The 25,306-nt window shown below is 46.1% G+C and carries 22 protein-coding genes and 1 tRNA gene; 6 read left to right on the forward strand and 17 right to left on the reverse strand.

The window, feature by feature from the left end; all coding sequences use genetic code 11:
- Positions 1-139 precede the first annotated feature (139 nt).
- Together QH73_RS02800 and QH73_RS02805 are read right to left on the reverse strand one after the other, a co-directional pair.
- Positions 140-1,300 (reverse strand): site-specific integrase, encoded by a 1,161-nt coding sequence (locus QH73_RS02800; RefSeq protein WP_039715140.1) that lies wholly within the window; start codon positions 1,298-1,300, stop codon positions 140-142.
- A gap of 167 nt (positions 1,301-1,467) precedes the next feature.
- A tRNA-Thr gene (locus QH73_RS02805) sits at positions 1,468-1,539 on the reverse strand.
- Between the two features lie 34 nt (positions 1,540-1,573).
- Between QH73_RS02805 and QH73_RS02810 the strand changes: the two genes are divergently transcribed.
- Positions 1,574-1,852, forward strand: coding sequence for a DUF3493 domain-containing protein (locus QH73_RS02810; protein WP_039717353.1), 279 nt, complete (start codon positions 1,574-1,576; stop codon positions 1,850-1,852).
- A 454-nt stretch (positions 1,853-2,306) separates the two neighbouring features.
- Here the strand turns inward: QH73_RS02810 and QH73_RS28580 are convergent, their stop codons facing one another.
- Together QH73_RS28580 and QH73_RS02815 are read right to left on the reverse strand one after the other, a co-directional pair.
- On the reverse strand, positions 2,307-2,438 hold the full coding sequence (locus QH73_RS28580) for a hypothetical protein (protein WP_286194032.1): 132 nt from the start codon (positions 2,436-2,438) through the stop codon (positions 2,307-2,309).
- Positions 2,439-4,103, reverse strand: a complete 1,665-nt coding sequence (locus tag QH73_RS02815; protein ID WP_132866756.1) for a DUF1565 domain-containing protein — start codon at positions 4,101-4,103, stop codon at positions 2,439-2,441.
- 233 nt (positions 4,104-4,336) lie between these two features.
- Here QH73_RS02815 and QH73_RS02820 point away from each other — a divergent pair, with 233 nt between their 5' ends.
- Positions 4,337-4,909 carry an alpha/beta hydrolase gene (locus QH73_RS02820; protein ID WP_236146872.1) on the forward strand — a complete coding sequence of 191 codons (573 nt, stop codon included), beginning with the start codon at positions 4,337-4,339 and terminating at the stop codon, positions 4,907-4,909.
- 75 nt (positions 4,910-4,984) lie between these two features.
- Here the strand turns inward: QH73_RS02820 and QH73_RS02825 are convergent, their stop codons facing one another.
- From QH73_RS02825 to QH73_RS02865, 9 genes are all read right to left on the reverse strand, one after another.
- A complete protein-coding gene (locus QH73_RS02825; protein WP_039715142.1) occupies positions 4,985-5,185 on the reverse strand; it encodes a hypothetical protein in 201 nt (66 codons plus the stop codon).
- Positions 5,186-5,191: 6 nt separating this feature from the next.
- Positions 5,192-5,827, reverse strand: coding sequence for a low-complexity tail membrane protein (locus tag QH73_RS02830; protein WP_039715143.1), 636 nt, complete (start codon positions 5,825-5,827; stop codon positions 5,192-5,194).
- Between the two features lie 44 nt (positions 5,828-5,871).
- Positions 5,872-8,904 carry a translation initiation factor IF-2 gene (gene infB, locus QH73_RS02835; RefSeq protein WP_039715144.1) on the reverse strand — a complete coding sequence of 1,011 codons (3,033 nt, stop codon included), beginning with the start codon at positions 8,902-8,904 and terminating at the stop codon, positions 5,872-5,874.
- 469 nt (positions 8,905-9,373) lie between these two features.
- Positions 9,374-9,631 (reverse strand): YlxR family protein, encoded by a 258-nt coding sequence (locus tag QH73_RS02840; RefSeq protein WP_015157060.1) that lies wholly within the window; start codon positions 9,629-9,631, stop codon positions 9,374-9,376.
- Positions 9,632-9,703: 72 nt separating this feature from the next.
- Positions 9,704-11,038: a transcription termination factor NusA gene (gene nusA / locus QH73_RS02845; RefSeq protein WP_063777327.1), complete on the reverse strand. Its 1,335-nt coding sequence runs from the start codon at positions 11,036-11,038 to the stop codon at positions 9,704-9,706.
- Positions 11,039-11,158: 120 nt separating this feature from the next.
- A complete protein-coding gene (rimP, locus tag QH73_RS02850) occupies positions 11,159-11,620 on the reverse strand; it encodes a ribosome maturation factor RimP (protein ID WP_039715146.1) in 462 nt (153 codons plus the stop codon).
- Between the two features lie 113 nt (positions 11,621-11,733).
- The gene (locus QH73_RS02855; protein ID WP_165587608.1) at positions 11,734-11,892 is read right to left on the reverse strand and encodes a hypothetical protein; all 159 of its coding nucleotides are present in this window, start codon (positions 11,890-11,892) and stop codon (positions 11,734-11,736) included.
- Positions 11,893-11,947: 55 nt separating this feature from the next.
- The gene (locus QH73_RS02860; RefSeq protein WP_309476437.1) at positions 11,948-13,366 is read right to left on the reverse strand and encodes a hypothetical protein; all 1,419 of its coding nucleotides are present in this window, start codon (positions 13,364-13,366) and stop codon (positions 11,948-11,950) included.
- A gap of 149 nt (positions 13,367-13,515) precedes the next feature.
- A complete protein-coding gene (locus QH73_RS02865) occupies positions 13,516-14,541 on the reverse strand; it encodes an ABC transporter permease (protein ID WP_039715148.1) in 1,026 nt (341 codons plus the stop codon).
- Between the two features lie 124 nt (positions 14,542-14,665).
- Between QH73_RS02865 and QH73_RS02870 the strand changes: the two genes are divergently transcribed.
- Entirely contained in the window at positions 14,666-15,574 is a 909-nt protein-coding gene (locus tag QH73_RS02870; RefSeq protein ID WP_201277930.1) for an AraC family transcriptional regulator, read from the forward strand.
- Here the strand turns inward: QH73_RS02870 and QH73_RS02875 are convergent.
- On the reverse strand, positions 15,544-17,961 hold the full coding sequence (locus QH73_RS02875) for an ATP-dependent helicase (RefSeq protein ID WP_052290247.1): 2,418 nt from the start codon (positions 17,959-17,961) through the stop codon (positions 15,544-15,546). The genes QH73_RS02870 and QH73_RS02875 overlap by 31 nt on opposite strands.
- Positions 17,962-18,223: 262 nt before the next feature.
- Positions 18,224-19,558 carry a GIY-YIG nuclease family protein gene (locus QH73_RS02880; RefSeq protein WP_039715151.1) on the reverse strand — a complete coding sequence of 445 codons (1,335 nt, stop codon included), beginning with the start codon at positions 19,556-19,558 and terminating at the stop codon, positions 18,224-18,226.
- A gap of 271 nt (positions 19,559-19,829) precedes the next feature.
- Between QH73_RS02880 and QH73_RS02885 the strand changes: the two genes are divergently transcribed.
- The 3 genes from QH73_RS02885 (at position 19,830) to QH73_RS02895 (ending at position 23,369) form a co-directional block, all read left to right on the forward strand.
- Positions 19,830-21,311 (forward strand): TldD/PmbA family protein, encoded by a 1,482-nt coding sequence (locus QH73_RS02885; RefSeq protein WP_374189012.1) that lies wholly within the window; start codon positions 19,830-19,832, stop codon positions 21,309-21,311.
- Positions 21,312-21,315: 4 nt separating this feature from the next.
- Entirely contained in the window at positions 21,316-22,656 is a 1,341-nt protein-coding gene (locus tag QH73_RS02890) for a TldD/PmbA family protein (RefSeq protein ID WP_039715153.1), read from the forward strand.
- A gap of 137 nt (positions 22,657-22,793) precedes the next feature.
- Positions 22,794-23,369: a hemerythrin gene (locus QH73_RS02895; RefSeq protein WP_039715154.1), complete on the forward strand. Its 576-nt coding sequence runs from the start codon at positions 22,794-22,796 to the stop codon at positions 23,367-23,369.
- A gap of 124 nt (positions 23,370-23,493) precedes the next feature.
- Here the strand turns inward: QH73_RS02895 and QH73_RS02900 are convergent, their stop codons facing one another.
- Together QH73_RS02900 and QH73_RS28585 are read right to left on the reverse strand one after the other, a co-directional pair.
- Positions 23,494-24,960, reverse strand: a complete 1,467-nt coding sequence (locus QH73_RS02900; RefSeq protein WP_039715155.1) for a lipid-A-disaccharide synthase-related protein — start codon at positions 24,958-24,960, stop codon at positions 23,494-23,496.
- A gap of 194 nt (positions 24,961-25,154) precedes the next feature.
- Positions 25,155-25,289 (reverse strand): hypothetical protein, encoded by a 135-nt coding sequence (locus tag QH73_RS28585; RefSeq protein WP_286194033.1) that lies wholly within the window; start codon positions 25,287-25,289, stop codon positions 25,155-25,157.
- Positions 25,290-25,306: the final 17 nt, after the last annotated feature.

Raw genomic sequence — 25,306 nt, forward strand, 5'->3', positions numbered from 1 at the left:
TCTTATAAATGGCTGCAACGAGTAAATGAGTTACTCCTCACCCTATCCTCAATTCAGCGAGTAAATAGCCTCTCCATATTTTGGAGAGCTTTTTTATGTAATTCGCGCTAGGCTGTCTTCCTCTACACGTCTATAGTCTTTAAAACTCAGGAACAAACAGTTCTCTCTTATTACCTGCATAGTGGCGATAGATAATTTCAGGCGAGTTACCCACCAATCGAGCTACATCTTTGGCATCTAATCCATTCCCTAGCGCCAGCGTAATGAATGTATGCCTCGTTTGGTATGGCTTGCGATAGGTAATATCTAAACCTGCTAAAACAGTTTTCCAAGCGCGATTTCGGAAATTGTGCAAGTCAATGTACTTTCCCGCTGGGCTAGGGAATAGCAGATCGTCAGGTTTTGTATTCTCTGGTTTAATACTGCTTAAAATCGCTTGAACTTTAGCATTACAGGGAAATCGCCGCTTTTCCTGAGTCTTTAGTCCCTGCTTCACTGCTAGTCCTTTTTCTGAAACCGTAACTGCTTGCTCAAAACTAATGAATTTAAGATCGCTGGTAACGTGTTTCCATTGCAGCGCGATCGCTTCAGAAGGTCTAGCGCCTGTATTAAACAGGAATTCCACCAGTGGCGCGTAGAATTTATAGTAGCGATCGCATCTAAATGCTTGAATAATTTTGTCTCGCTCGGCTAGGGAGAATGGATCGATATCCTCTTCTACCTTCTTGGATTTAGGTAGCTCAATCTCATTTGCCATGCCATAAAATGGATTTTCTAAAATCAGTCCTGATTTGACTGCCCACTGACAGCAAGAATTAAGTGCCACGATAAATCGCTTAGCTGAATTAATCGGAATAGTTTGCAGTACGCAATCTCGAATGTCATTAGCTCGATCTAAATCGTGAGTGGGTAGCCTCTCCAGATAACTAGAATAGGCACGATACTGATTTTTCATCGTGCTAGGCGCACATTGAGGGCGCTTCCACTCAACATACTTGTCCCAAATTTCCGCTAAGTTAACTTTTGGGGTAAAAATTGGGGTAACTGGAATTACTGTACTGAATGCTGATTTTGGTTTGTATTTTTCTAAGGTTTGGTCGAACCGCTCGTAAAGAATATCTTTCTCAATTTCACTTGCCTTCATTTTTGCTAGCTTTTGATACTGCGAAGTATCAGGAAAGCCAGTTGATAAATAATGCCGCTTACCTCCGTAACTGAAGACTAGTTGCAGGCGGTTGTTAGATGACTTTATTTGTACGGAACCTTTAAAAGCCTTACCCGCTTTTCTATTGGTCTGCATGGGGTAATCTGACTAGGGGTAAATATTTATACTCTATCGCTTACCCCAATCTTACCCCAATTCTTGCCCCAAACCTGCCCAAAATATTCCAAAACACCATATCAACTGGATGTTAACATGGCTGAAAGATATTAAGTTATAGTGCTTGTAGAGTTTAAAACTTAGAAAGCCGATGGCGGGATTTGAACCCGCGACCGCTCGATTACGAATCGAGTGCTCTACCACTGAGCCACATCGGCAGTGCCAAACCTTTATTATAGTATCAAAACTTTGATGATAGAGCAAAATCCTAAAAATCGCCAAGACAAACGGTTTACTCCAGAACAATACGCTCGTTTAAAAGCAGAAGCTGCTGCTCCCTATCGAGGATTGAGAAAATTTATCTACTTCTCTTTCGGCGCATCGGGTTTAATTGGCGCTGTTATCTTTTTAGCTCAACTAGTAGCGGGACAAAACGTCAGTAATGCTTTACCCAATTTTGCTCTCCAAGTAGGAATTGTTGCCTTGATGATTTTCCTCTTTCGTCTGGAACGGGGGCGAGCGAAGTTGTAGTTAATGGAGACAAGGAGAACTTAGGGAACACGGAAAACCTTTAGACTTCAAAATTCTGAATTCCCCTCACTCCTCACTCCTTCTAAATAAATTTGGAAGAAATACTCAGGATTATCTCTAGTCAAATGTATACTATGACTTGTTTTGGCAGCTCGGCGGCGCGATCGCCCTGTGAGACAGACCGCTCTTTAAAGAAAGTTCAAGTTCATTCACAACTCTCAACAGTATCGTAGAAAAAATAAAGAAAACATTAGAAAAGTCATAACTTCAGATAGAGTTTGTCATACTATATACATGGTTCAAACGGGGTCAGCTTATATAAAGACCCTGACTATATCTCCGCTAACTCAAAGGGGTCAGCTATAAATATATAAAGACCCCACTGTATATAAGAAGCAAAATAGCGCCAGCATTCCGACCGGAATGCTGGCGTTGTTAATTCAGTTATCAGTTGTCAGTGACCAGTGAACGGGGTGTGGGGTGTAGGGTGTGGGGTGTGGGGTGTAAGAATTTTGAATTTTGAATTGTGAATGCGTGAATTGTTTTGCTCCCTCAGCTCCCTGCTCCCTGCTCCCTGCTCCCTCATCTAAGGCAGACTAACGAGGTAGGGTGAAGGAATCGCTTTAGCTCGTCCGGCGTTCACGAGTGCTTGATAGACAAAAGCAGCAACCTCAGCACGGGTAGCCTCGCGATTGGGATTTAACTGAGTGGGTGTAGGATAGTTGATCACCAATTGTTTCTGAGTGGCAGCGGCTACAGGTTGAGTGGCGTAGTTGGGAATTTGAGCTGCGTCAGTATAAACTGCGATCGCGCTAGAATTATCTGCACTCAATTTCAGACCGTTTGCTAAGGAAACCAGCGCTTGGACTCTGGGAATTTTCTGCTCGGGTTCAAATAAATTGCCAGGATATCCAGCCACAAAACCACCTTGATAAGCTGTTTGAATTGCTTGATAGCCCCAATATTTGCGCTGAACGTCTTGAAAATTAACGGCTGGGCGTTGTCCTTTGGGTGTAAAGGCTTTACTGACAATTGCGGCAAATTGGGCGCGGGTGACAGGTTCGTCTGGCTTAAAAGTACCATCAGGGAAACCAGCAATAATATTTTTAGCAGCTAAGGCTTCAATATAAGGCTGCGCCCACAAACCTTTGATATCGCGCAGAGCAAATTGAGCGGGGGTAAACGTGACTTTGCCAGAAATACGCTTAGGATCGATATCGTTACCAATTGCAACCAAAGCGTTGCTCCGCGTGGCATTGTATAGGTCATAGCGCTTATTACCGCGAATCAGATTTTGTCCGGCGTTATCAGCGGAACCAATATCGGGTTGAGCGTTGACAGTGGCGACAACTCCATCGCGATCGTTATTTTGAATCACGTTATTGCGTAAAATCGGTTGAGCTGCTTCGGAAACATAGATCCCGTCTTTATTTTGTTGAATTTGGTTATCGCTGACTAAGGGTGATGACGTACCACCAATTGCGAGTCCAAAACCCGTAGCTTGAAAGACGTTGTTGCGAATTTCTCCCTGTGCTGCCCGTGCTACAGAAATTCCATTACCACCATTCTTAACGAATCGGTTTGCTTCTATTTTGGGGCTAGCCGTTCCAGTCACAAAAATACCGTCTCGATTGCTATTAGCAAAAGTACTGTTCGTTACCGTAGGATTAGTTGATTCAATCCACAAGCCCGTGCCGCGTGTATTAGTGTTAGTCACGGTGACACCACTAATTGTTGTTTCTTTCTCGGCACGAATCGTGACGTTCTGGCGAGCAAAGGTAGGGCTGATATACTCTCCACCACCATTGATGATGATATTCTCACCTTTAGTTGCTTCATCACCGCGCAGCGTCACGCCGGATTTAAGCGTGAGGGGAAAGGCTTCTCCAGTTTCACTAGTATAGTTACCAGCAGCAAGTTGAATAACCGTGCCAGGTTCGGCTTGAGTCAAGGCAAAGGTAATAGTTTTATAAGCAGATGCTTCGCTCGTACCAGCACCAGGAGTATCCGTACCGACTTCGGGATTGACGTAAATAACTTTGGCAGTGGTGGGAGCGGCAATTGGAGGTGTAGTTGGAGCTTGAGCGTGTACGATAGAAGTATCTGCTAGCGTAGCGATAGGGATTGTACCGCTGGCAACTAACAGTAAGGTGGTTAGTCCGGTTCGCCAAGGAAATAACCAGCAAGCAAGCGGTTTGACGGACGAAGCGCGATTGGCAGACGAGAAAATTGAAGAATCTTGGCGTGTCATACTTGTAGGATTTGTCATGTGCTGACGATCTGCATCTAGTAAGACAAGCGATCGCAAAAATTGCACAAAAATTTTACTTTTATTAACACTTTTTTTGAACGAGTTCGCTTGTCCTGAGATTTGAGCTGATGACACATACCACTGCTACTATGTTCCGCAATTTTCTATAAATCTTTCGTAGAGTAGATAGCAGGGAGCAGGGAGCGCACGAGAAGAGAGCAGAGGAAAAAAACTTGGCTAATATTGCTTGTAGACAATTGAAATGTCCTAATCTATCCGCTCTCTACTATGGTTTCGCCGTCTGGGTAAGTGCGGTAATTGTATTTTCTAGCACCTCCGTTTTTGCAGCCGAACGAGTCGTACTGAAGTACCGAGCTTTTCGCGAATCAATTGCGGTTGAGGATTTGACAAAGTTTGCGCGCACTGGAGAAATGTCACCCGATCTACGGGTAAATTTGGCATTAGCTAGACAAGATCCCCAGACAATCCGTCAGTCCCTTACAAATACAGTAACAGTCGATCCAATCTTGTTAGATCGAGTTCTCAACAACGCTGTAGGAGAATTATTGTTAGATGAAATAGGAAAAACCATTCATCCATCTTCGCGCCAAGCAAATCGACAAGCTCTACGCGCTGCTATGACCTTATCTGCTCGCGATCGCCAGCTCTCGCTGCTGGAAATTCTTCAAAACTACCCAACAACAGATGTGGAAGTGGAAGGCGATCGCCTCGAAGCCGTTTACAGCCAACTGCGTCGCCTAGAAGGAACTCTGAAAAATTTTTTAATGAAAAATTTTTTAAAATAGTCTTCCTGTGACAAACAAGGAGAGTCAACCTAAAATTTGCCTTTTCCCTACTCCCTGCTCCCTACTCCCTGCTCCCTAATAAGCCAAAGTTTCCAGCGTTTCGCGCAAATATAGACTAACTTGACGATCGAGGTTCACCTCTTGCAGTTGGCGATCGCCAGACATCTTTTCTAACCGCCAGCGCTGAAAGCCGGAGCTAGCAGCGATCGCGCCTTTTAATTCGTCCCAGATTTGGCTATCTTCGGATCTGCTGGTATCTGTAGCTGGATGAGCCATGTTTCCTCATTCCTTTACTTGAGCTGTTACTTGAGCTGTATCTGTTTGAGAGTTGGTGAGTTGGGGCAAGATGCGGTTAACTTGCCAGCCAACAATCGTAAAGTCTCGCGCTATTCTTTCTACAGGATAAGGTTTTGCCTTAGAAAATTCTGTTTCGCTAGTAACGAAAACCCGTGCCACGCTGACAGGGATTTGCAGAAATAGATTGCTTGCTAAAAAGGCAATACTAGCTACCAACAATCCTAAGCCTCGCCATTGGGGTGGTAAGGGTACGGCATGTGCCGCGATCGGCGCGGTACGATACAACAACCATAATAGCCCTACTAGCAATACTGCTGCTACCATAGCCAGCAGGCGATTGGAAGTCGTACGAATTAACCTGAGAACTTTTCTTTGCTGCTCGTCGAGCTGAGTTGGTTTTTGTGCGACTCCCAGCACGGCAAAGATCAAAAAAGGACGCGATAGCTGCATCCACAGAACGGGTAAGACTCCGATCGCTGCCACAATTGAGAATTCTAACCACACAGGCAAGATGGGATCGCCCACAGCCAAGCCGAGCCAGCACAACTGCAACAGAATCGGCAGCGTTGCCAACCCAGCTAGGTGAATCCACAAAAATGGTTCGGAGCGAAATGATTGCATAGTTTTCAAGATGTCAAGACGTGCGATCGCACGTCTTAACAGTGCTACCTCGTAAGCGTGCGGCGTTTTGTCACCATTTGATAGGCTTCGACGATATCGCCTTCAACCCAATCGTTGAATTTATCGACGCCAATACCGCATTCGTAGCCGGAATTGACTTCGCGGGCATCCTCTCGCATCCGCTTAAGAGAATCTAAAGCACCTTCGTAGATCACCTTACCACCACGACGCACCCGCAGCTTGCAGTTACGCACGAGCTTGCCCGACTGCACGTAGCTACCAGCCACCTTACCGCGACCGACTGGGAAGACCTGGCGGACTTCTGCCTGACCAAGAGGTTCTTCTACCAATTCTGGCTCTAGCATACCTTCTAGGGCAGCTTGAATATCTTCCAGCAGTTTGTAGATAATGTCGTATTCTCGAACATCTACCCCTGCTTCGTCGGCTGCTTGTCTAGCACCGCTAGCAAGCGTGGTGTTGAAGCCGATAATCACGGCGTTACTAGCTGCTGCCAAGTCGATGTCAGTTTCAGTGACTTCTCCAGGTGCAGACAACAACATCCTGATTTGGACTTCGTTTTGTGGCAGTTGTTTGAGCGCCCCGACGATCGCTTCGACGGAACCTTGGACATCTGCCTTAAGGATCAAGTTGAGTTCCTTCAACTCGCCTTCCTGAGCCTGTGCGGATATGGAAGTTAGGGTTGCGCGTCCTTGCAGCAAGCGGAACTGACGTTGTTTTTCTGCCCGTTCGTTAGCGATCGCCCGTGCTTCCTTCTCGACGAGATACACCTCGAAATCGTCTCCAGCTGCTGGCACGTCGCTCAAGCCCAAGACTTCTACGGCGAAGGAGGGGCTAGCGATATCTACCCGCCGACCGCGATCGTCTACCATAGCGCGGACTTTGCCAAATGCCGACCCAGCCACGAGGATATCGCCCACATGCAGCGTTCCGTTTTGTACCAGCAAGGTTGCGACCGGACCTTTGGCTTTGTCAAGATGGGCTTCAATTACCGTTCCTTTCGCCGTCCGATCTGGGTTAGCATATAGGTCTTCTACCTCTGCAACCAACAGAATCATTTCCAGCAAGCCGTCAAGGTTTTCACCTTTAATGGCGCTGACGGGAACCATAATCGTGTCTCCGCCCCATTCTTCAGGAGTTAGGCTGTATTGAGTTAACTCTTGCTTGACGCGATCGGGTTGAGCGCCTTCTTTATCAATCTTATTGATTGCGACGACAATTGGTACTTCTGCTGCTTGGGCATGACTGATCGCCTCAACCGTCTGGGGTTGAACGCCATCATCGGCAGCCACCACTAAGATGGCGATGTCCGTCACTCGCGCTCCTCGTGCCCGCATCGCCGTGAAGGCTTCGTGACCGGGAGTATCTAGAAATACGACTTGCTGCATTTGCCCGTTTTGTTCGACATCGACATGGTAAGCACCGATGTGCTGGGTAATGCCTCCAGCTTCGCCCTGCGCCACTTTTGTTTTGCGGATGGCATCGAGCAAAGTCGTTTTTCCGTGGTCTACGTGACCCATAATTGTTACGACTGGCGGACGGCGCTGGAGATTTTCCAGGTCTGCCGCATCGAGCATTTCTGTAACCTTACGAGCTTCTGCTTCTGGCTCGGCAGTTTCTACCTCTACGCCCAGTTCTTCTGCCACCATTTTAATCGTGGCAAGATCTAAACTTTGGGTAATACTAACTGCTATCCCCTTCATGAACAGAATCTTGACAATTTCTGTATCTGGAGTTGCTAAACTCTCAGCTAGTTCTTGCACGGTGAGATTGCCCATGACTACCACTTTTTCTGGGCGTTCGCGTTTCTGTTCGGGTTCGCGGCGACGGTTGTTTTCTCGTGCTTGGCTAAACTTTTTGCTTCTAACAACACTAATGGCAGCAGGCTGCGGCTGTCCTGGACGAGCTGCTGTTTTCTGTTTTGGCGGACGAGCTATAGACAGGCTAACTTGAATTGGAGTATCGCCATCTCCGTCCTCCTCATCGTCAAAGTCTTCTTCGTCATCCAAATCGACTATAGGCTTGAGACGTTTGGTTTTTACACCTGCCTTCGTTGCCTTTGCGTCTTGTCCTTCGTCTATCTCCTCTTCTTGCCATTTCTTGCCACCTTTACCCACTGGACGCGGCATGGGGCGCTTGAGGATTGGCTTGTCATCCACACCGATCTCGGCGATTTCTTCCGTTCCCGGTAAAGCTTCTGCCCCTTCTGGTTTAGAGCGTTCTGGTGCTACTGCTTCGCCTGCCCTCACTGGCTTAGGTCTTTGCAGTTCCAGCACGGGTTTAGGTCTAGCTGGCGTGCTTTCCGAGCTAGCAGCTGCCTCCTGCGAACGACGCATTGGTTTTTCGACTCTATCTGCCTTCGCCACTGGACGATTGGCTGCGCGATCGTCTTGCTCTCGCTTGAGAATGGGTCGCTCCGGTCGTTCCGATCGCTCCAGGCGCTCCGCTCGCTGTGGTGGCGACGGTGGTAGTCCGGCAGTTTCATCCACACCGTCTCTTGCCCCGGACGGTCTAGGGGGTGGTGTTGACAGCTTGGGTGATTCTAGCGATCTGGATTTGTTGGTATGTGTTGAATTATCGCCCTGCTCGCTTTGGGTTGTAGGCTGAGTTTCTACTGCTTGCACTGGCTTTTGTGCTTCGGGACGGGTTGGCGCTGTTGTCGGTCGCACGGGTGAATTAGAAGCGGTCGGACGAGCTGGAGGTTGAGGTGCTACGGCAACAGAAGGTTCTGGGGGGTTAGGACGATCGGGGTTGTGCTTTGGTTTGCGAATTTCCAAGATTTGCTGTTTGTGAGGCACGACAGGTTTTGGTTTGACTTTGTTAGTGGCTGGTTGAGGATGTGCCTTGTAGCTGTTGGCATGACCTTCTCTACCAGCAGTGACGGGGTTGGCAGCTTGTTTTTCTGCTGCTTGTCTGATTCGCTCTGCTTCTTCTTCGCTAATAGTGCTGCTATGACTTTTCACCGCAATATTAAGCCGATCGCAAATGGCTAATATTTCCTTGTTATCCAAATTCAATTCCTTTGATAGATCGTAAATTCTGACTTTGCCGTTGTTCATCCATTCTTCCCCTTGTACCTACCAGCTATAACTGGATGGTTGCCCGATTTACAACATCTCCATCCTCCGATTTTTGTATATTCGTTTACTGTTTGAATTGCGGTTCTTGCCTCCAAATGATATAACAGAGAAGCTTTCTATTTGGCTTAACTCCCTACTTTTCTAGGGTTAGCAGGTGTTAGCGTGCTTGTGTTTTTTGCTTGTGTTTTTTGCAGGCGCTCCAACTTGAGGAAATCCGGTCGCAACTTTTGGTTGTCGATCTACTACTAGGATATTTTGACCCATATATTATTTTGGCATCAAGTTAGGTTTGCAGAAATTACCAGCTGCAAATTCCTTAACCTGTCAATGGGAATGCCGATGTTTTTGTAGGCTTGATGCTCGTTCGCTCTCGTTAAGTTCAAGGAGTGGGTAAGTATAAGGGGTTGTACATATCGCCGCTATCTGACTCTGTCACCTGGTTCCGTACCTATGGTTCTGTAACCAGGCGCTGCAATAGAGTCTGATAAAGCACCTCTGAGACTGTCTTGACCTTGAGCGATCGCCCCAAGCGGTTTTTCTTTTGCGCCACTTGTAGACAGCTTGCTTGGGGACAGATGTAAGCAGAACGCCCCATGCCCCGATCTAATTGTAACTCTCCCGAGTCGCGATCGCGGACAATGCGCCAAAACTCCGATTTTAATGCCACGCGACCGCAGCTGATACAACGGCGATAGTTAGGTTTCATCAAGAGGAAGGGGTTGGGACGGCGAAGAGAGCTTCAGGGGCAGTTACTAAATCACAAGTCACGAGTCACGAGTCACAGTTCGTTAGTCGCCGATTCTTCTAGCTCCTCAGATGTTTCCAGTTCTTCATCCAATTCTTCGCCAGTGTCATCTACTGTTTCTATCATGTCTTCTAGTTCTTCCTCTGCCAATTCTTCCTCTGCTAATTCTTCCTCTAACTGTGCGGCGGCTTGTTGTCTAGCTGCTGCTGCAAATTTAGCATCTTCAGCGGCGTAATCGTATTTGTCGCGGTCTTTGATGTCAATTTTCCATCCTGTCAAACGGGCGGCTAGACGGACGTTTTGTCCTTCTTTACCAATTGCCAAACTGAGTTGATCTTCTGCCACCAATACGTGAGTCTGTCGAGTTTCCGGGTCCATCAACCGTACTTCATCCACTCTAGCCGGACTCAAAGCATTGGCAATATAAGTAGCTGGGTCAGGCGACCAGCGAATCACGTCAATTTTTTCTCCTCGTAATTCGTTGACTACGACTTGAATTCGCGATCCTCTAGCGCCAATACATGCCCCTACTGGGTCTACATCTCGGTCTAGGGTATCGACAGCAATTTTTGTCCGAGGACCGACATGCCTGGAGGGAGGATTGGCTTCCCTGGCTACAGCAACAATGCGGACGACTTCATCCTCTATTTCCGGCACTTCATTCGCAAATAGATACACGACTAGACCAGCATCAGCCCTGGAAACCAATAACTGTGGACCTCGATGCTGTCCCTGCAAGACTTTCTTGAGATAAACCTTAAAAGTAGCATTGGCGCGATAATTATCGTTAGGTAGTTGCTCCCGCTTGGGTAATTCTGCTTCGACTTCTGGCTGACCGAAGCTGCTACTAACCGCCATAATCACTGACTGTCGCTCAAACCGTAATACTCTGGCTTGCAGTACGGTGTCTTCTATATCTTGAAATTCCTCTTGAATCATTTGACGCTGCTGATCGCGGAGTTTTTGTGACAAAACTTGTTTTGTCTGCATCGCTGCCATGCGTCCAAACTCTTCTTTATCTGGAGTCACGTCAACTAGCACGGAATCGCCAATTTGAGCTGCATCCCCTGCAAATTCTTGCACGTCTTTAAGGGAAATTTCGTGGTCGGAGTTGGTGACTTCTTCAATAATTGTTTTAGTTGCTAGAACTCGAAAGCCTTGTTCTTCAACATCCAACTCTACTTCAAAGTTGTCAAAATATTCTTCTTCAAAATGCTTTTTGTCTAGATTTTGCGCTCGCCGATAGCGCTCGTAGCCTTTTAGCAAAGCTTCTCTCAGAGCGTTTTGTACCGCATTCCGAGGTAAATTCCGTTCGCGGCTGATGCTTTCAATTAATTCTTTTAGACCAGGTAAGCTGACCATTGACATAATATTAAACCTCTTGTTTTACAGGGAGCAGGGAGCAGGGAGCAGAGAACAGGAATTAATGGCGAATTGCGAATTGCAAATTGTTCCCTAACCCCTAATCCCTAACTCCTAACCCCTGATTTAGTGGCGCTCGTCCAGTTGTACCCTGGTGATGAGAGAGCGGGGAATGGCGATCGCCCGACCTTTTTGATTCAAAAACACCGCTGTTTCATCGCGCTTAATTAATTGACCCGTCCACTCTGTATGACCTTCATAGGGTTCGGATAAGGTGACGATCGCAGGGAATCCTTTAAAAGAAACAAATTCTCGATCTGCGACCAGCTGGCGCGATATCCCTGGACTAGAAACCTCCAAAACGTAAGCATCAGGAATGACATCTGCTGTATCTAGCGTTGCTTCTAAAGCGCGGCTCATGCGTTCGCAGTCATCTAGTCCGGTGTCTTGCTGCGGATTGCGGATGTCCACGCGCAGCACTGGCGGACGATGGTTGGTATGGAAAACGATCTCAACGATTTCCAATCCTAGATCTTCTGCTACAGGCGAGGCGAGTTCAATGATTTGAGGAATTAAGGGATGAGCCATTGTTCAGACATAAAAAAAGCGGGTGGACACCCACTTCCTGAGAAACAGAAATTTTTCCAGAAAGTTTAAAGGCGAAACAAAATCGTTCCGCCCTTACATTTGAGTTTAGCGCATTAATTAGGGGTGAGGAGCGAGGAGCGAGGAGCGAGAGAAAGAATGCGATCGGTAGGGTGTGGGGTGTGGGGTATGGGGTGTGGGGAGAATTCGGAATTCGGAATACCACTGCGCTTAAGCAAGCTACGAAAGCGCGGAATTAAATTCTCCCTCTGCACCTGAAGCTCCTAGTCTCCTCTGCTTCCTTGTCCTCTTTTGCTCACTCCTCACTCCTCACTCCTCACCCCGCTTTAGTAGCCGAGTTTGTTCCATAATTTGCTCGACATCCTCTTGTGCTAGTCTGCGGACGTAGTTGAGTTTGACTTCTTCTAAAAAGTCAGAAATCAGAGATTGAATGCGTTCTAAGGTATGTTTTTCCTGCATTTGCGTACCTAAAGCTTGGCTGAAGTGTTGAGCTAGCTGGCGGGAAATTTTTGCCCCAACCGGATCTTCTACGGCTTTGACGATCGCGCTATAAAAATTTTGGGTAATGGAGGTTGCTAGTTGTTGGCTCAGAGTGTGGGGTAAGTTGCCGACTCCTGGTAGATTATGGATGTTGCGATAGAGAGGGGATTGGTCGAGGGTGCTTTCGATGCTGTGGCGTAAAATGGCAATGATATCTGGTTCGATTTGGGGGAAGACTTGGTAGACGAGGACGTTGACGACCAGAGAAGCGATCGCCTCAATTTCGTTAATATTATTTAAATCTATGTATGGTTGCTGCTTAGAGCTGGCAGATAACCAATTTGTTAACTCTCCCCGTCGTACCGAAACTTGTAACTGATTAATAAATTGAATTAAAACGACTTCAGTGATTTCCTGCGCTAAACTGGCGACAAATCCTTGAGTCGCTTGTCGTCGGACTGGTTCTAAATTTAATAATTTTGCTTGGTGCAAGCGAATTGTGACCGGAATAATCCGCAGCCACGTCCAGCGTAAAAAAGGTAACAGCTCGAAGGGAACGATGAGTAGAATGTCATACCATCGCCATAACATCGCTTCTTGCCATTTCAGACCAACGTGACGACGGCTAATGATAAAAGTGCGGATGAGAAATTCTAAGCCAAACAGGACGATGAAATAAGCGTCAATTCCCCAGAATTCATCAATAAATTCTCCGTTTTCACCGATCGCGCGATAATAATTTGTGGCAATTAGAGGGCGGATGCTGCGATTGAAAAAGTCAATTTCTTTTTGCCACCCAGCCTTGAGTAGATATTCTTGACTCCAAAAAATATTAAAAGCAGTACGCGAAGATTCTTCACCAATGCGATCGCGCATTCGATTTTTAATTCTTTCTAGCGTACCCGTCTTATTTGCCAAGGCAAACGGATTAGTTTCAATAATGTCACTGCTGTAGCGGCGCAGTTGCTCTAACAAGGTTGCTGTCTGGGGTGACTGCAATCCTGTTTGACTCATTTGTTGTTCTAAGGCATTGACTAGCTTTAAATACTGTTGAGTTTCGCGGTGCGGCTCAATGCCTTTAATTGGATCGTAAATTGTTGTAACTTCAGGAATGCGGTTGAGGTAAAAATCGCGCCAGGGGACGTAGGTGAAGTCAAAAATAACTAGACCAAAATTTACTGTAGCTGCGATCGCCATTAATCGCTCAAACCACAGATGGAAACGCCGTTTGGAAAAGTCAAAAGTCAAAAGTTAAATGTCAAAAATTAGGAGACAAGAGATAACAGTGGCAGTCAGGAATGAAAACTAACCCGCTCTAACTAGCAACTACTACCTACCAATTACCCGTTATCCATTACCATTACAACCTGCGTGTCTTCTAGATCTTACCAGTAGTATTAATAGCGAATACGGGGATCGATGTAGGCATTGAGAATGTCAATGATAATGCTGGCAAGTACGACGATCGTACCAAAAAATACTAAAATTCCTTGAACGGTAGGATAATCGCGCAAGGAAATTGCTTCGTAGAGGCGATTGGCTAAACCAGGCCAAGAAAATGTCACCTCAGTTAAGATTGCTCCACCTAATAAAGAGGCGAAAGTGAGTCCCATAATCGTAATCACGGGAATTAAGGCATTTTTTAAAGCATGGGCGAATAAGATCCGTCGTTCGGGAATTCCCCTAGCACGGGCAGCTTCTACATAGTCAGCTTTAAGGGTATGTTTGAGGTTGACGCGAACGATGCGCTCGAAGATTCCCGATAGTAAAAGTCCTAGAGTTAGACTTGGCAACAATAAGTAGTAGATAGCACTGAAAAATTGGGTAAAATTGCCGCTTAACAGACTATCAATGGTGTATAGTCCTGTAAAACCTTCAGGTGCGGGTATAGAAGTCGGAAAGCGCGTCCCCAAGGGAAACCACCCCAACTGTACCGCAAATACCAACTGCATTAACATTCCCACCCAGAATAAGGGTAAGGCATAAGTGATAATCCCAAATAATCGCCCCCCTACATCTAACCAAGAATTAGGGCGGGAAGCTGCTAGCATTCCTACACTAATTCCAATGATGAGCGCAAATGCCATGCTAAATATGGCTAATTCTGCCGTAGCGGGGAAGTGTTGTCCGATGGTTTGCCAAACGGATTCCCCTTGAGTTGTAATGGAACTACCGAGATCGAAGCGTAGTAAATTACCTATATACCGAATGTACTGAATCGGTAGGGGATCGAGTAGTCCTAATCGTTCCCGATATTCTTGCTTGACGCTTTCTGGGGCGCGTCCTCCTAACACAGCATCGACGGGATCGCCAGGAGTTGCTCTTAACAACAAAAATACCACAGTCACGATCGTCCACAGCATGAGTGGTGTCAGCAGCAATCGAGCCAGAATGTAATATTGCAGAGATTTTGAGCGAGACATATGAGGGATAAGGGAGCAGGGAGCTTCTGAGCAGGGGGATAAGGGAGAATTAGCTACCGATCGCTGACTTAAGATCGGGGAAGAACGATTAGTCAGCAATATCTTAGATCGGCAACTGCCATTAATGCTAATATTCCGTCAGGAAAGGGCGATCGCCACGAACTGCTATCTTATGGATAACGCTGCTAGAACTCCAGCTAGGTGCGAACGTGCTAAGTTTTGGCGACAGCCGGAGTTTGGTAATTTGGAGTTACTCAGAGCAACTTATATTACTCATGCTTTCTGCCGACACATTCACGAAGCTTATACTATCGGTGTCATCGAACAAGGGGTAGAAAAGTTTACTTACCAAGGCGAAATGCATTTTGCCCCCGCTGGTACGGTGGTGATTGTCAATCCTGGTGAGGTGCATACGGGAAGTGCGGGAGTCGAGAATGGTTGGACATATCGCGTGTTGTATCCTGACGTGAGTTTATTGCAACAAGCTGCGGCTGAGGCTTTCGGGGGGCGACAGGTTATGCCTTATTTTCCGCAAGCCGCGATCGCCGATCGCCAGCTGGCTCAACAGATATTACAACTACACCAAAGTTTAGAAACTTCACCGTCGCAGTTAGAAAAAGATACACGCTGGTTAGGGACGCTAGTACAACTGATTCAACGTCATGCAGGCGATCGCCCTACACTGAAACAAATAGGTAGAGAAGACCAGCCAATTGTACGGATTAAGTCATATTTAGAATCGAATTATACAGAAAATATTTCTTTAGATAAGCTTGCCGCGATCGCCAATCTCAGCCCGTTTTATTTATTACGAACATTTCGCGATCGTGTTGGTATGCCACCTTACGAATATTTAACTCAAGTGCGGGTGGCAAAAGCAAAAAGGCTGTTATCACAAGGATATGCGATCGCGCAGGTGGCGCAACAAACGGGTTTTGCCGATCAAAGTCATTTAACCAGGCAATTCAAGCGTTTTGTTGGAGTCACGCCAGGGAAGTATAGTCATGCTCTGACTACCGCTCGCGGAAATTGACGCACTAAAGCCGAAAATACCGGACAGGGGCGACTGTTATCTAAATTTTCAGGTTTGCTCCAAGTGAAAGGTGCTTTTTGTGCCGCAGAAATCCACAGTAAACGTTTGGCGCGAGTGATGGCGACATAAAGTAAGCGAAACTCTTCTGCTGTCTTAAGTTGTTTTGCCTGTTCCCACGCCGTAGCAATATCGGGTAAGGGAAATTGTTCGTGCAAGGCAGCACGGATTTGGGCGCGGGCAACTTCTGCAACGGTGAAATCTCCCAAAAAATGAGCTTGAGGTAAAACGCGCAGATTTCCAGGAATTGTATTTTCGTGTAAAAACGGAATAAATACGCAGTCCCAATCCAATCCTTTAGCTTTGTGCATGGTAATAATTGTCAGTTGCCCAGGACGGGTATAACGTGCCTCGGAATCTTCCGCGTCCACCGCTTCAAATCGTTCTGAATTGACAATTTCGCTCAGCACTATCAGCATTGCAGCCAAATTATTGTTGCCATTACCAGCAAGTTGTTGCTGCACTCGTTCCGCTAGCTTATCTGCTGTCGCGAGTTCTGCTTGGTCGTAGTTTAATGTTAAGGCAAGAAAGGAAATTAATTGATAGGGAGGTAACTCCATTCGAGCGCGGAGCAGGCTGCGGCACAAATGACTAGCTTTTTGAGCTGGTTCGGGTTGAGGTGCGTCTAAAGGACCAGGATACAGAAATTGTTCGGGAATGGTTGCCAGCGCATTCAAATCTTGCGGCTGGATTAACTGACGCTGTACCAAAACTTCCAAGGCAGCTTTGAGATAGTCGGGGGAGTGGGGACGGTCGAGGAATTGCAGCAGCGCCAGCACTTCCGCTGGAACTTGAGAGTGGCGATCGCTTTCCGAAACCTCATACACTACGATATTATGCTCTTGGCAAATCGGCGCGATCGCTTCAGCCAGCCATCGTCCCTGTCTGTTTTCCCTAACTAAAACAGCCATCCGCAGACTATTTGGCGTTTCTGTAGTGGGTGTTTCTCCATTCGATCCTGCTTGACATAATGCCACTACCCGCTGACCAATTAATTCTGCCGTGTGATGAATATCGCGAGGCGTATGCAACTCCAACCCCCCACCAATCGGCGCAGGATTAGCATCCGGCTGTGGGTCATCTAAGCTAACCGGATGAATCGTCTGCTCTCGAAATGGCAGTGGTGCGTGGCTAGTGGCTAGTGGCTGGTGGCTAGAATTGCTCCCTTGTCTCCCTTGTCCCCCTTGTCCCCTTCTTCCCTGCTCCCTACTCCCTGCTCCCTGCTCCCTGCTCCCTGCTCCCTGCTCCCTTCCATTCGCCCACCCCAACATAAAGTTAGCTGCGGCAATGACAATCCTAGTGCTGCGTCCTGCCATATCCATCGTTGCCAATCGTTGTTGCTGTTGGCACTCTTCGCAGAAGCGACGAAAATAAATTGGGTCGGCTGGAGTAAAGGTAGAATTAATTGCTTGGTTGGGGTCGCCAACTCGAATTAAATTCGCTGGTAAATCTGGGTTTTCTGGATCTTGTGCCAGAATTTCTAAGAGTTTGGTTTGCAGGGGTGAAGAGTCCTGAGCCTCATCTTCAAATACGGCAAAAACTTGCTTTTGTTCGTTGCGTCTGGCGCTAGGATTTTCTAGTACCCGTAGCGCTGCCAAAATCATGTCGTCGTAGTCGATTAAATCGCGCGATCGCATTAAATTCTGATACTGTTCGTACAATCCGGCAGCGACGGTCAAAATTTCATATTCGTCTATTGCCTGTTCGCCCAACACTCGCAACTGTTGCGGTTGATATCCAGAGCTTTTCGCTTCGTGAATGACTAAATAAGCTAATGCTGGTAGTACTTCTGTCCGCAATACCGACTGTCGCCGTAAGCGTTCTGTTTCTTCGCCGTCAAATTGCCTACCTTCGAGTAACCGAGAATACAAGCGGGGATTAGCAGCAATCCACTGTTCTACACAAGTCCGAATCAAGCGGTGGCTCTGATTGGGCGTGATTAACGTCGCGCTATCCAACGGCAGTCCCGACAAGTCAGGATAGCGGCTGGCAATATTCAGCGCCAAACCGTGTAGGGTATTGACAGTGAATCCTCTTGGCGGTAGGGATAATTCTTCTCGTAAATACCTGCGAATCTTACCTTTAATGTTTGCTGCCGCAGAACGAGTAAATGTAACAACTACGATCGCACGTTTGGCGTGTAACTGATAGCGGGCGATCGCAATTGCCGTTGCTGCTGCCATTCCCGTCGATTTTCCTGCCCCTGGGACTGCCGAGACTGCCAACTGTCCCCCCTGCCAATCTGCCATTTGTTGCTGTCCTGGGCGCAAGCTGTTGCGGATCTGTTCCCATTTGGCGGGAGTCGTAGGGGCGTACTGCTGTGCGCCCATACTAGAGTCAGGAGTCGATATGGATAACTGGTCTGTGAGGTTGGCTTCTGGCATAGGGAATTTATGGACTCAATCTAGATATCCAAATCTAAAAGAGAATTTATGTTTTAAGCGTAATTTTTCAATATAAGCCTAGATTGTAGTTGGATGACAAGTATATTGCAGTATTTGTAAGAGATGCGATCGCGCTTCCAATGTAGTGAGAATAGGAGGGGTGCGATCGCTTTTTGGCTTAGGTTGCAATAGGTTATTGCATCGAGAGTTATTCGTTTGTTGCAGGCTTGAGTAGCGAGAACAATGAATTATGCTGTAACCAAACACATAATTTTATGTTTGCTCCGTCATTTGGCTGCGGTTGATATTCGCCAGTTTGAATTGTTTCTTTTAGCGGACTTCTAAATCTCAATGTATCTTTTATAAGCTCTTCAAACATAGCTAATGGTAGTAGTAGTATATCCTCTACTTCTACATCATCTTCCTTGAAAAAGATAGTTTCAAATCTAAACTTATATCCAGCCCATTTAATGGTAGGTAGTCTATCTACTGCGGCTTTTAAGTTATTTATTATGCAATCATACTCTGGATGAGGATTTTTCTGTCTGTGTTCTATCCACCAGAAAACGTTATGCCTAACAAAATACTTTCCATTGTCATTAGCACAAACCTCCACTTCCACGCTATCCACATATAAAAACTGACGGCTCATCACTCTAACTTCACCTTCTGGCATTAGTTCTAATTCCTCCCACGGTTCAACTTCAACAACATTCTTATTATTCCCTTGACAAGGCTGAAGTTTGCTAGCAAGCTCTAGGGGAATCGGATCTTCCTCCAAAGCCTCCAGACTAGAGAATTCTTCTTTAAAATCTGGTGAGTTTTCTATCAGTATTTCTAGCTGCTGACTGCTAAAAGCCATTAACTCTACACCAGCTACAGTTCTACGAGTTGAATCAGACATCACATTGACTAATTCCTGAGCTGGAGTTAAATCTATTCTTATACCTTTGTAATTCGTTTCCCAATATCCAAATTTGCCAAAAGATTTAGGTTCTGTATGATATTCTTTCCACTTCAACGAACTAGCTTTTTTATTAATATTTTTTAATGCACTCCTTATACCTCCTGATACACCACGTCTGCCGTAAACAGGATAGAACAAATATATTGTTGGAGGTTCTTCACCAGCAATTGGGTCAAATCCAAATATCATTGTATTAAACTTAGCTAGCTGCTGAAAACTTTGTTGTAATGCTGTTTCAACTGGAGTTATTCTTCTAATCGGTGTAACTACTTTTGTCCAGTTTAGCGGTGGTTTATATAACTCAATAAATTCAGTTTCAAGATTTGCAAGAGTATTCATATTGTTGCTACACTCAAGCCAGCTAATACTGATTTGATTTTTTCGATTCAATCTTTTTAATTGTCCAAATCTATGATGTTCTCTCCACCTAGCAACTAAATTCACCGTTCTACCAATATAGAGGATTTGCCCTGTACCATCAGATACAAAGTAGATGGCTGCATAACTGGGTAAATTATCTTTGTTTAGTAAGTAGACTGATGGCAATTCAGAAAGTTGAATATCTTTTATTAGCATTGTTTCAACACCAAGCTTGACTGATGCAATACTAAATATAGTTAATGCTATTCAACTAAAAAAACTATATTTTCCTCAGTATACTTAGTATAAATTAAAGCATCAAGTCAATACAAGCTACTGAGTTGATGTAAGTAGTTTGTAGGTGCGTTATTTAACACACCCTACTTTAACGGGTGGTAATACCCCTTCCAATATGGCTGAGTGTAGTTTGTTAGACTGAAAGTCTAAAGTGTCAGTAAATCCTCAACAAGGACGCTCAAGCCCGATGATGCTATCGACGTATCCGAGTAGCCTACTGCTATCGAGAGAACTGCCTAACCTGGACTATAGATTAAAACGCGATCGCTTTGATGAAACTTGGGAAGCACCCCTTGCTACCCTACTTGGTTTAGGACGAGCAGCAGGTGCAGATTTTGTAGAATTTTTCTTGGAACGAGTTAACTATATTAATTGTTTAGCAGAAGACGACACGATCGCCAGCATTTCCCCTAGACTATCCACAGGTGCAGGGGTGAGAGTGTTTCGCGGTAAGGCTGATTGCTATGTCAGCACCAACGATTTAACATTTAACGGACTCAAAGCCGCTTTAGAAAAAGGACTTTCCATTCTAGGGTTGCAACTTCCAGCACCCAACGCCTACATCCCCGCCATCAATTTAAAACTGCTACGAGACTACGCCACGACTAAAGGTAAAGATAGCTGGTTTGCTGGCTGTAGTTCGATCCGCGAAATGGGAGAAGTGCTGCTAGATGCCAACCAACAGTTACAACTCAAAGCGAACCACGTCCAATCGAGACGCGCTACCTATTTCCGCGACTGGCAAGAAGTTTTAGTTGCTTCCAGTGATGGCACGTTTGCCAGAGACATTCGTTTGACACAATCGGTAGGATTCAACCTGTTGTGTGCTGACGGTATCCACCGGACTTCCATCGGACAACGGGCAGGTAGCACTAGCGATCCTAATTTTCTCAGAGCGTGGGATTACAAATCAACCGCCGAGGAAGTGGCAGAATCGGCAGGTAAGATGTTGTATGCCGATTACGTAGAATCGGGTACGTATCCAATCGTGATGGCAAATCAGTTTGGTGGTGTCATCTTCCATGAAGCTTGCGGACACCTGCTGGAAACCACCCAAATCGAACGCAAAACCACTCCTTTTGCTGACAAGAAGGGTGAAAAAATCGCTCATGAAAGCCTGACTGCATGGGATGAAGGACTTTCCGACAGTGCTTTCGGTACGATTGATATGGATGATGAGGGAATGCCAGCCCAACGGACATTATTGATCGAAAATGGCATTTTGAAAAACTTCTTGAGCGATCGCGCTGGTTCTTTACGTACCGGACACCCCAGAACGGGTAGCGGACGCAGACAAAGCTATACCTACGCCGCCGCCTCGCGGATGCGCAATACTTACATCGCACCAGGTAGCTATACCAACGAAGAGATCTTTGGTTCCATTGACAAAGGAATCTACTGCAAAAAAATGGGTGGTGGTAGCGTCGGCGCAACGGGACAATTCAACTTTGCGGTTGAAGAAGCTTACCTAATTGAAAATGGCAAAATTACCAAACCACTTAAAGGTGCTACTTTGATTGGTGACGCACAGGAAATTATGAATAAGATTTCTATGTGTTCCCAGGATTTGGGATTAGCGGCGGGTTTCTGCGGTTCTGTTAGCGGTAGTATCTACGTTACTGTCGGACAACCTCATATCAAAGTGGATTCGATTACCGTCGGTGGAAGATAGAAGTATGACAAATATTCAAGAACTAGCAAATTACGTTCGAGATAGTGCTAGTCAAATTGGCGTTCAAAAATTTGATATTTTCGGTTCTTCTGTTGATGAAACCAGCGTGCAGGTAGATTCAGGCGAACCGAAACAAGTCAAAGCCTCAAATCGTTCTGGCGTGACGGTGCGGGTGTGGAATGAAAACAATAACGTCGGAGTCACCAGCACGACTGATGTGTATCCCGAAGGGATCGAACTCGCTTTGAAAACTGCCTATGAAGCAAGTTTCTTTGGGGTTAAAGAAAATGTACCAGATTTTAGCCCAGAAGCGTTAGCGCCAATTACTGCTAATACGGAAACTACAGCACCTCAAGCGCCTGTAGCTGAGTTGATTGAAACTTTGATCTCGGCTGAAAAAGAACTCTTGGCTGCTCATCCGGCGATCGCAGGCGTACCCTACAATGGTTTATCGCAAAGGGATCTCGATCGGTTTTATCTCAATAGTGAAGGGGCAACACGTCATGAAGCCCGTTCCTATGCTTCGATCTATCTTTACAGCAAAACCGATGAAGAAGGGAAAAAACCCCGTTCTGCTGGCGCATTTCGCGTTAGTCGCAATTTACAAAACTTAGACATCCAAGCTTGTCTTCAAGAAGCAGCTGAAAAAACTATCAGTCACCTGAATTACGAGAAAGTCAAGTCTGGTAAATATCGCATTGTCTTCTCTCCTGAAGCTTTCTTAAGTCTGCTGGGTGCTTTTTCCAATCTCTACAACGCTCAAAGTATTCTGGATAAACAAAGTCTGTCTACGCCAGAGTCCATCGGAAAGCAAATTGTCTCACCTCTGCTTTCAGTGTGCGATGATGCATTACATCCTGAAAATATAGCTGGAGAAACGTTTGACGGTGAGGGTACGCCGACTCGTCGCATCTCAATTATCTCTGATGGAGTATTAACAAACTTTCTCCATAGCGCAGGTACGGCAAAACGCCTAGACGCAAAACCCACCGGACACGCTAATATTGGCGCAAAGGTGACGGTTAGTCCTCATTTCTACCACGTTTTTTCTAACCAGCCTGCAACTCAAACATACAGCTTAGATGCGGCTGAGAATGTCATTTTTATTGACGATTTACACGCTTTACACGCCGGAGTCAAAGCTTTGCAGGGTTCTTTCTCCCTTCCCTTCGATGGTTGGGTAGTTAACAATGGCAAGCGGACGAGTATCGAATCTGCTACTGTGGCGGGAGATTTTCTGGAAGTGTTGCAGTCAATTATTTTCGTCGAACCAGAGGCAGAATTAACACCAGCAGGGGTCTGTCCTCGGATTTGGGTCGATAATTTGTCAATTACTGGGGAATGATTGCATTCTGTACGGGCGCACAGATGTGCGCCCCTATCGATTGTAAATTTCTTGAGAATATATCTCAAGTAAGATCCAAATAAATAGCTTTATATGAGAGTTTATAGCTTGACACAGCAATCGGAAGGAAGTGCAATATGGTTGCAACTTTAGACGATACCAAGCGTAGAGCGATCGCAATGGAACTAGCAGATTTAAAAGCTCTACAAGAGTTGCTAATTAGCAATGAAGAGAAACTGATTCCATCTGTCAGTAGCGATAAAGAAATTAGCGATCGCCTCAACGATTTTCTCAGAGACGACAGGCAAAATTTGACTGTCATTAACGAAGTTATTGCTAAGTTTGGTGGTTCTGTTGGGTATAGAGATACAACGGGGCAATATGTAGAGCAAGTCAACCGTTTAATGGATGGCAACGAACTATCTTTGTATCAAAAAGTCTCTGCTCACGAGCGGATCAAACACCAAGCTGTTATGACTGGATTGATTATTCACAAAGCATCTCAGGTGACAGGAGAAGATGTCAAGGATGCGATCGCGCCCCTCAATCAAGTCAACTTTGAAAACCGCGCCCACCAAGAACAAATGAAAGGAATTCTAGAGGTTTTGGGAACCCGCGAACTAACGGGTAAAGATCCAGATCAAAGCGTTTGGGCAAGAACTCAAGATGCAGTTGCTGCTTTGCGAGGCGTATTTGACGGGTTGACGAAATAGGCGATCCCCCCAACCCCCCTTCAAAAGGGGGGCTTCGATCCCCCCAATCGCTTTTCAAAAGGATTATAGTTTGGTTACATGTCATCTGTAGGGGCGCACAGCCGTGCGCCCCTACAGGCATCTGCTAAAACTTTTCAATTAAGCATTCGGCTATGCGACAGGCTGCACCTGGTTTACCCATGCGACGAATGCCGTTTTCAGCAATCGATTTTAGCCTTTCGGGGTTAGAGAGTAAAGCCGCGATCGCATCACCAACTTGGTGAGGATTTTGGACGAAAGTAATCGATTCCCCAAAATGACGGCTTTGTGCCTCAGCAAAAGCATAGGTAAATTGCGGACCTTGACCAGGCATGATAATGGCAGGTTTGCCTAGCCCAATGAATTGTTCTGTCGCCGTTCCTGCCATTGCGATCGCAATTTGGGCTTGGTGTAAGCAGTCGTTGTAGGCGTGTTGAGTCAAAATAATAGATGCATTTTTTTGCCGAAATGTCAATACAAGCGATTCCTGTAGGGGCGGGTTTGGCTGAGGTGTACGTGCGATCGCAGATATGTCTGATAAACCCGCCCTGGCAAGATCCCCCCAACCCCCCTTAACAAGGGGGGCTTCAGAGAATCCAGTTTTTACGAGAGCTTGACAAAAAGGCTCTAAATCGAGATGAGGGGCGATCGCAGCTAAAAATACCAATGGGCGATCGCTGAAAGTCACGATTAAATCTGTGACTGCTTGCAATATCAGTTCCCAATTTCGATAAACTTCGGGAGGACGAGAACCAGGTAGCAGCAGAATTTTTAGTGCTTGGCTTGTCTCCTCTAGAAATTGGGACGGTTCGAGGCGATCCATCATGGGATTTCCCCGATCGAAGGCAGGAACGCCATGCTGTTGCAAAGTTTTAGCAGTTAGGGAGTCTCTAGGAAACACTGCTCGACAGCGGCGATGACTCATAAAATAGCGCTCCCAAGGATGATAAATCGAACCCGACCAATGTTCTAAACGAGCAAAAGGCGATCGCCCAGGTAAAACACCATTTTCATCCCGCACGTAATATTCAGATTTCGCTGTCCCCACAAAAGCATAATTCGCTCCACTCCACCAGGCAAAGAGTAAGGGTACGATATCACCTACAGCTAACACTAGGGTGTGGGGTGTAGGGTGTGGGGTGTGGGGTGTGGGGTGTAAAGATTCTAAATTTCTTTCTCCCTCAGCTCCCTCAGCTTCCTCAGCTCCCTCAGCTCTCTTCCTTCCTGCTCCCTTCATCCATTGACGTATTGCCCTCAACTGCTTCCCAGTCAGTTGTAACAAGCCACCTTGAATATCTCCTAGCAGTTGCCGTCCATCCATGTAAATGAAGCCACCAGAAGGCATGGTTTTTACGCTACCAATTAGGGGAATACCCAGACGAGTGTAAGCTTTTCCTTCGCCGACAATTGGTAAAGCAGCAATATCGAGGTTTGGACAAAGCTGCTGGAGTTCTTGCACGATCCGAACGGCAATGATATCTTCGCCGTGACCGTTACTCAAGCATAGTAACCGCGAATGAGGGGTGAGGGGTGAGGAGTGAGGAGTGAGAGAGGAAGGCGATCTATAGTCCATTTCAGTAATAAAAATTAATAAAAGAGCGAGGGAGTTGTTTAAATTTCTAGCATTGAAGAAGCGTTGTTACTAGGTCGCTAAGAAGCTATTTCGAGGCTTATGGGTTAGTTAACAAACCATAACTTCTCAGCCAGACTAATTTGGACTAACTTAGACTGATAGATGTATGGCTTTGGATTTCATCGCTGTAGCCCTCACTGTTTCTCGTCTTTCATCTCTAAGGAAAGAATAAAACTGCACGTCACGCCGCGATCGCTTTCGCTACGCAGCAAGCAGAATTGGACGACTAAATGAGTGTACGGCTGGTGACAGTGGTTGGTATAATCCATACTGGTTTTTTGTCGCG

The organism is Scytonema millei VB511283, assembly GCF_000817735.3.
Classification (GTDB): Bacteria; Cyanobacteriota; Cyanobacteriia; order Cyanobacteriales; family Chroococcidiopsidaceae; genus Chroococcidiopsis; species Chroococcidiopsis millei_B.

What these genes read in the sequence shown, in the direction of transcription:
- QH73_RS02800 (WP_039715140.1), bottom strand. Translation starts at nt 1,300, where the DNA reads ATGCAGACCAATAGAAAAGCGGGTAAGGCTTTTAAAGGTTCCGTACAA.
- QH73_RS02810 (WP_039717353.1), top strand. Translation starts at nt 1,574, where the DNA reads ATGATAGAGCAAAATCCTAAAAATCGCCAAGACAAACGGTTTACTCCA.
- QH73_RS28580 (WP_286194032.1), bottom strand. Translation starts at nt 2,438, where the DNA reads ATGAGGGAGCAGGGAGCAGGGAGCAGGGAGCTGAGGGAGCAAAACAAT.
- QH73_RS02815 (WP_132866756.1), bottom strand. Translation starts at nt 4,103, where the DNA reads ATGACACGCCAAGATTCTTCAATTTTCTCGTCTGCCAATCGCGCTTCG.
- QH73_RS02825 (WP_039715142.1), bottom strand. Translation starts at nt 5,185, where the DNA reads ATGGCTCATCCAGCTACAGATACCAGCAGATCCGAAGATAGCCAAATC.
- QH73_RS02830 (WP_039715143.1), bottom strand. Translation starts at nt 5,827, where the DNA reads ATGCAATCATTTCGCTCCGAACCATTTTTGTGGATTCACCTAGCTGGG.
- infB (WP_039715144.1), bottom strand. Translation starts at nt 8,904, where the DNA reads ATGAACAACGGCAAAGTCAGAATTTACGATCTATCAAAGGAATTGAAT.
- QH73_RS02840 (WP_015157060.1), bottom strand. Translation starts at nt 9,631, where the DNA reads ATGAAACCTAACTATCGCCGTTGTATCAGCTGCGGTCGCGTGGCATTA.
- nusA (WP_063777327.1), bottom strand. Translation starts at nt 11,038, where the DNA reads ATGTCAATGGTCAGCTTACCTGGTCTAAAAGAATTAATTGAAAGCATC.
- rimP (WP_039715146.1), bottom strand. Translation starts at nt 11,620, where the DNA reads ATGGCTCATCCCTTAATTCCTCAAATCATTGAACTCGCCTCGCCTGTA.
- QH73_RS02865 (WP_039715148.1), bottom strand. Translation starts at nt 14,541, where the DNA reads ATGTCTCGCTCAAAATCTCTGCAATATTACATTCTGGCTCGATTGCTG.
- QH73_RS02870 (WP_201277930.1), top strand. Translation starts at nt 14,666, where the DNA reads ATGCTAATATTCCGTCAGGAAAGGGCGATCGCCACGAACTGCTATCTT.
- QH73_RS02875 (WP_052290247.1), bottom strand. Translation starts at nt 17,961, where the DNA reads ATGGGCGCACAGCAGTACGCCCCTACGACTCCCGCCAAATGGGAACAG.
- QH73_RS02880 (WP_039715151.1), bottom strand. Translation starts at nt 19,558, where the DNA reads ATGCTAATAAAAGATATTCAACTTTCTGAATTGCCATCAGTCTACTTA.
- QH73_RS02885 (WP_374189012.1), top strand. Translation starts at nt 19,830, where the DNA reads ATGCTATCGACGTATCCGAGTAGCCTACTGCTATCGAGAGAACTGCCT.
- QH73_RS02890 (WP_039715153.1), top strand. Translation starts at nt 21,316, where the DNA reads ATGACAAATATTCAAGAACTAGCAAATTACGTTCGAGATAGTGCTAGT.
- QH73_RS02895 (WP_039715154.1), top strand. Translation starts at nt 22,794, where the DNA reads ATGGTTGCAACTTTAGACGATACCAAGCGTAGAGCGATCGCAATGGAA.
- QH73_RS02900 (WP_039715155.1), bottom strand. Translation starts at nt 24,960, where the DNA reads ATGGACTATAGATCGCCTTCCTCTCTCACTCCTCACTCCTCACCCCTC.
- QH73_RS28585 (WP_286194033.1), bottom strand. Translation starts at nt 25,289, where the DNA reads ATGGATTATACCAACCACTGTCACCAGCCGTACACTCATTTAGTCGTC.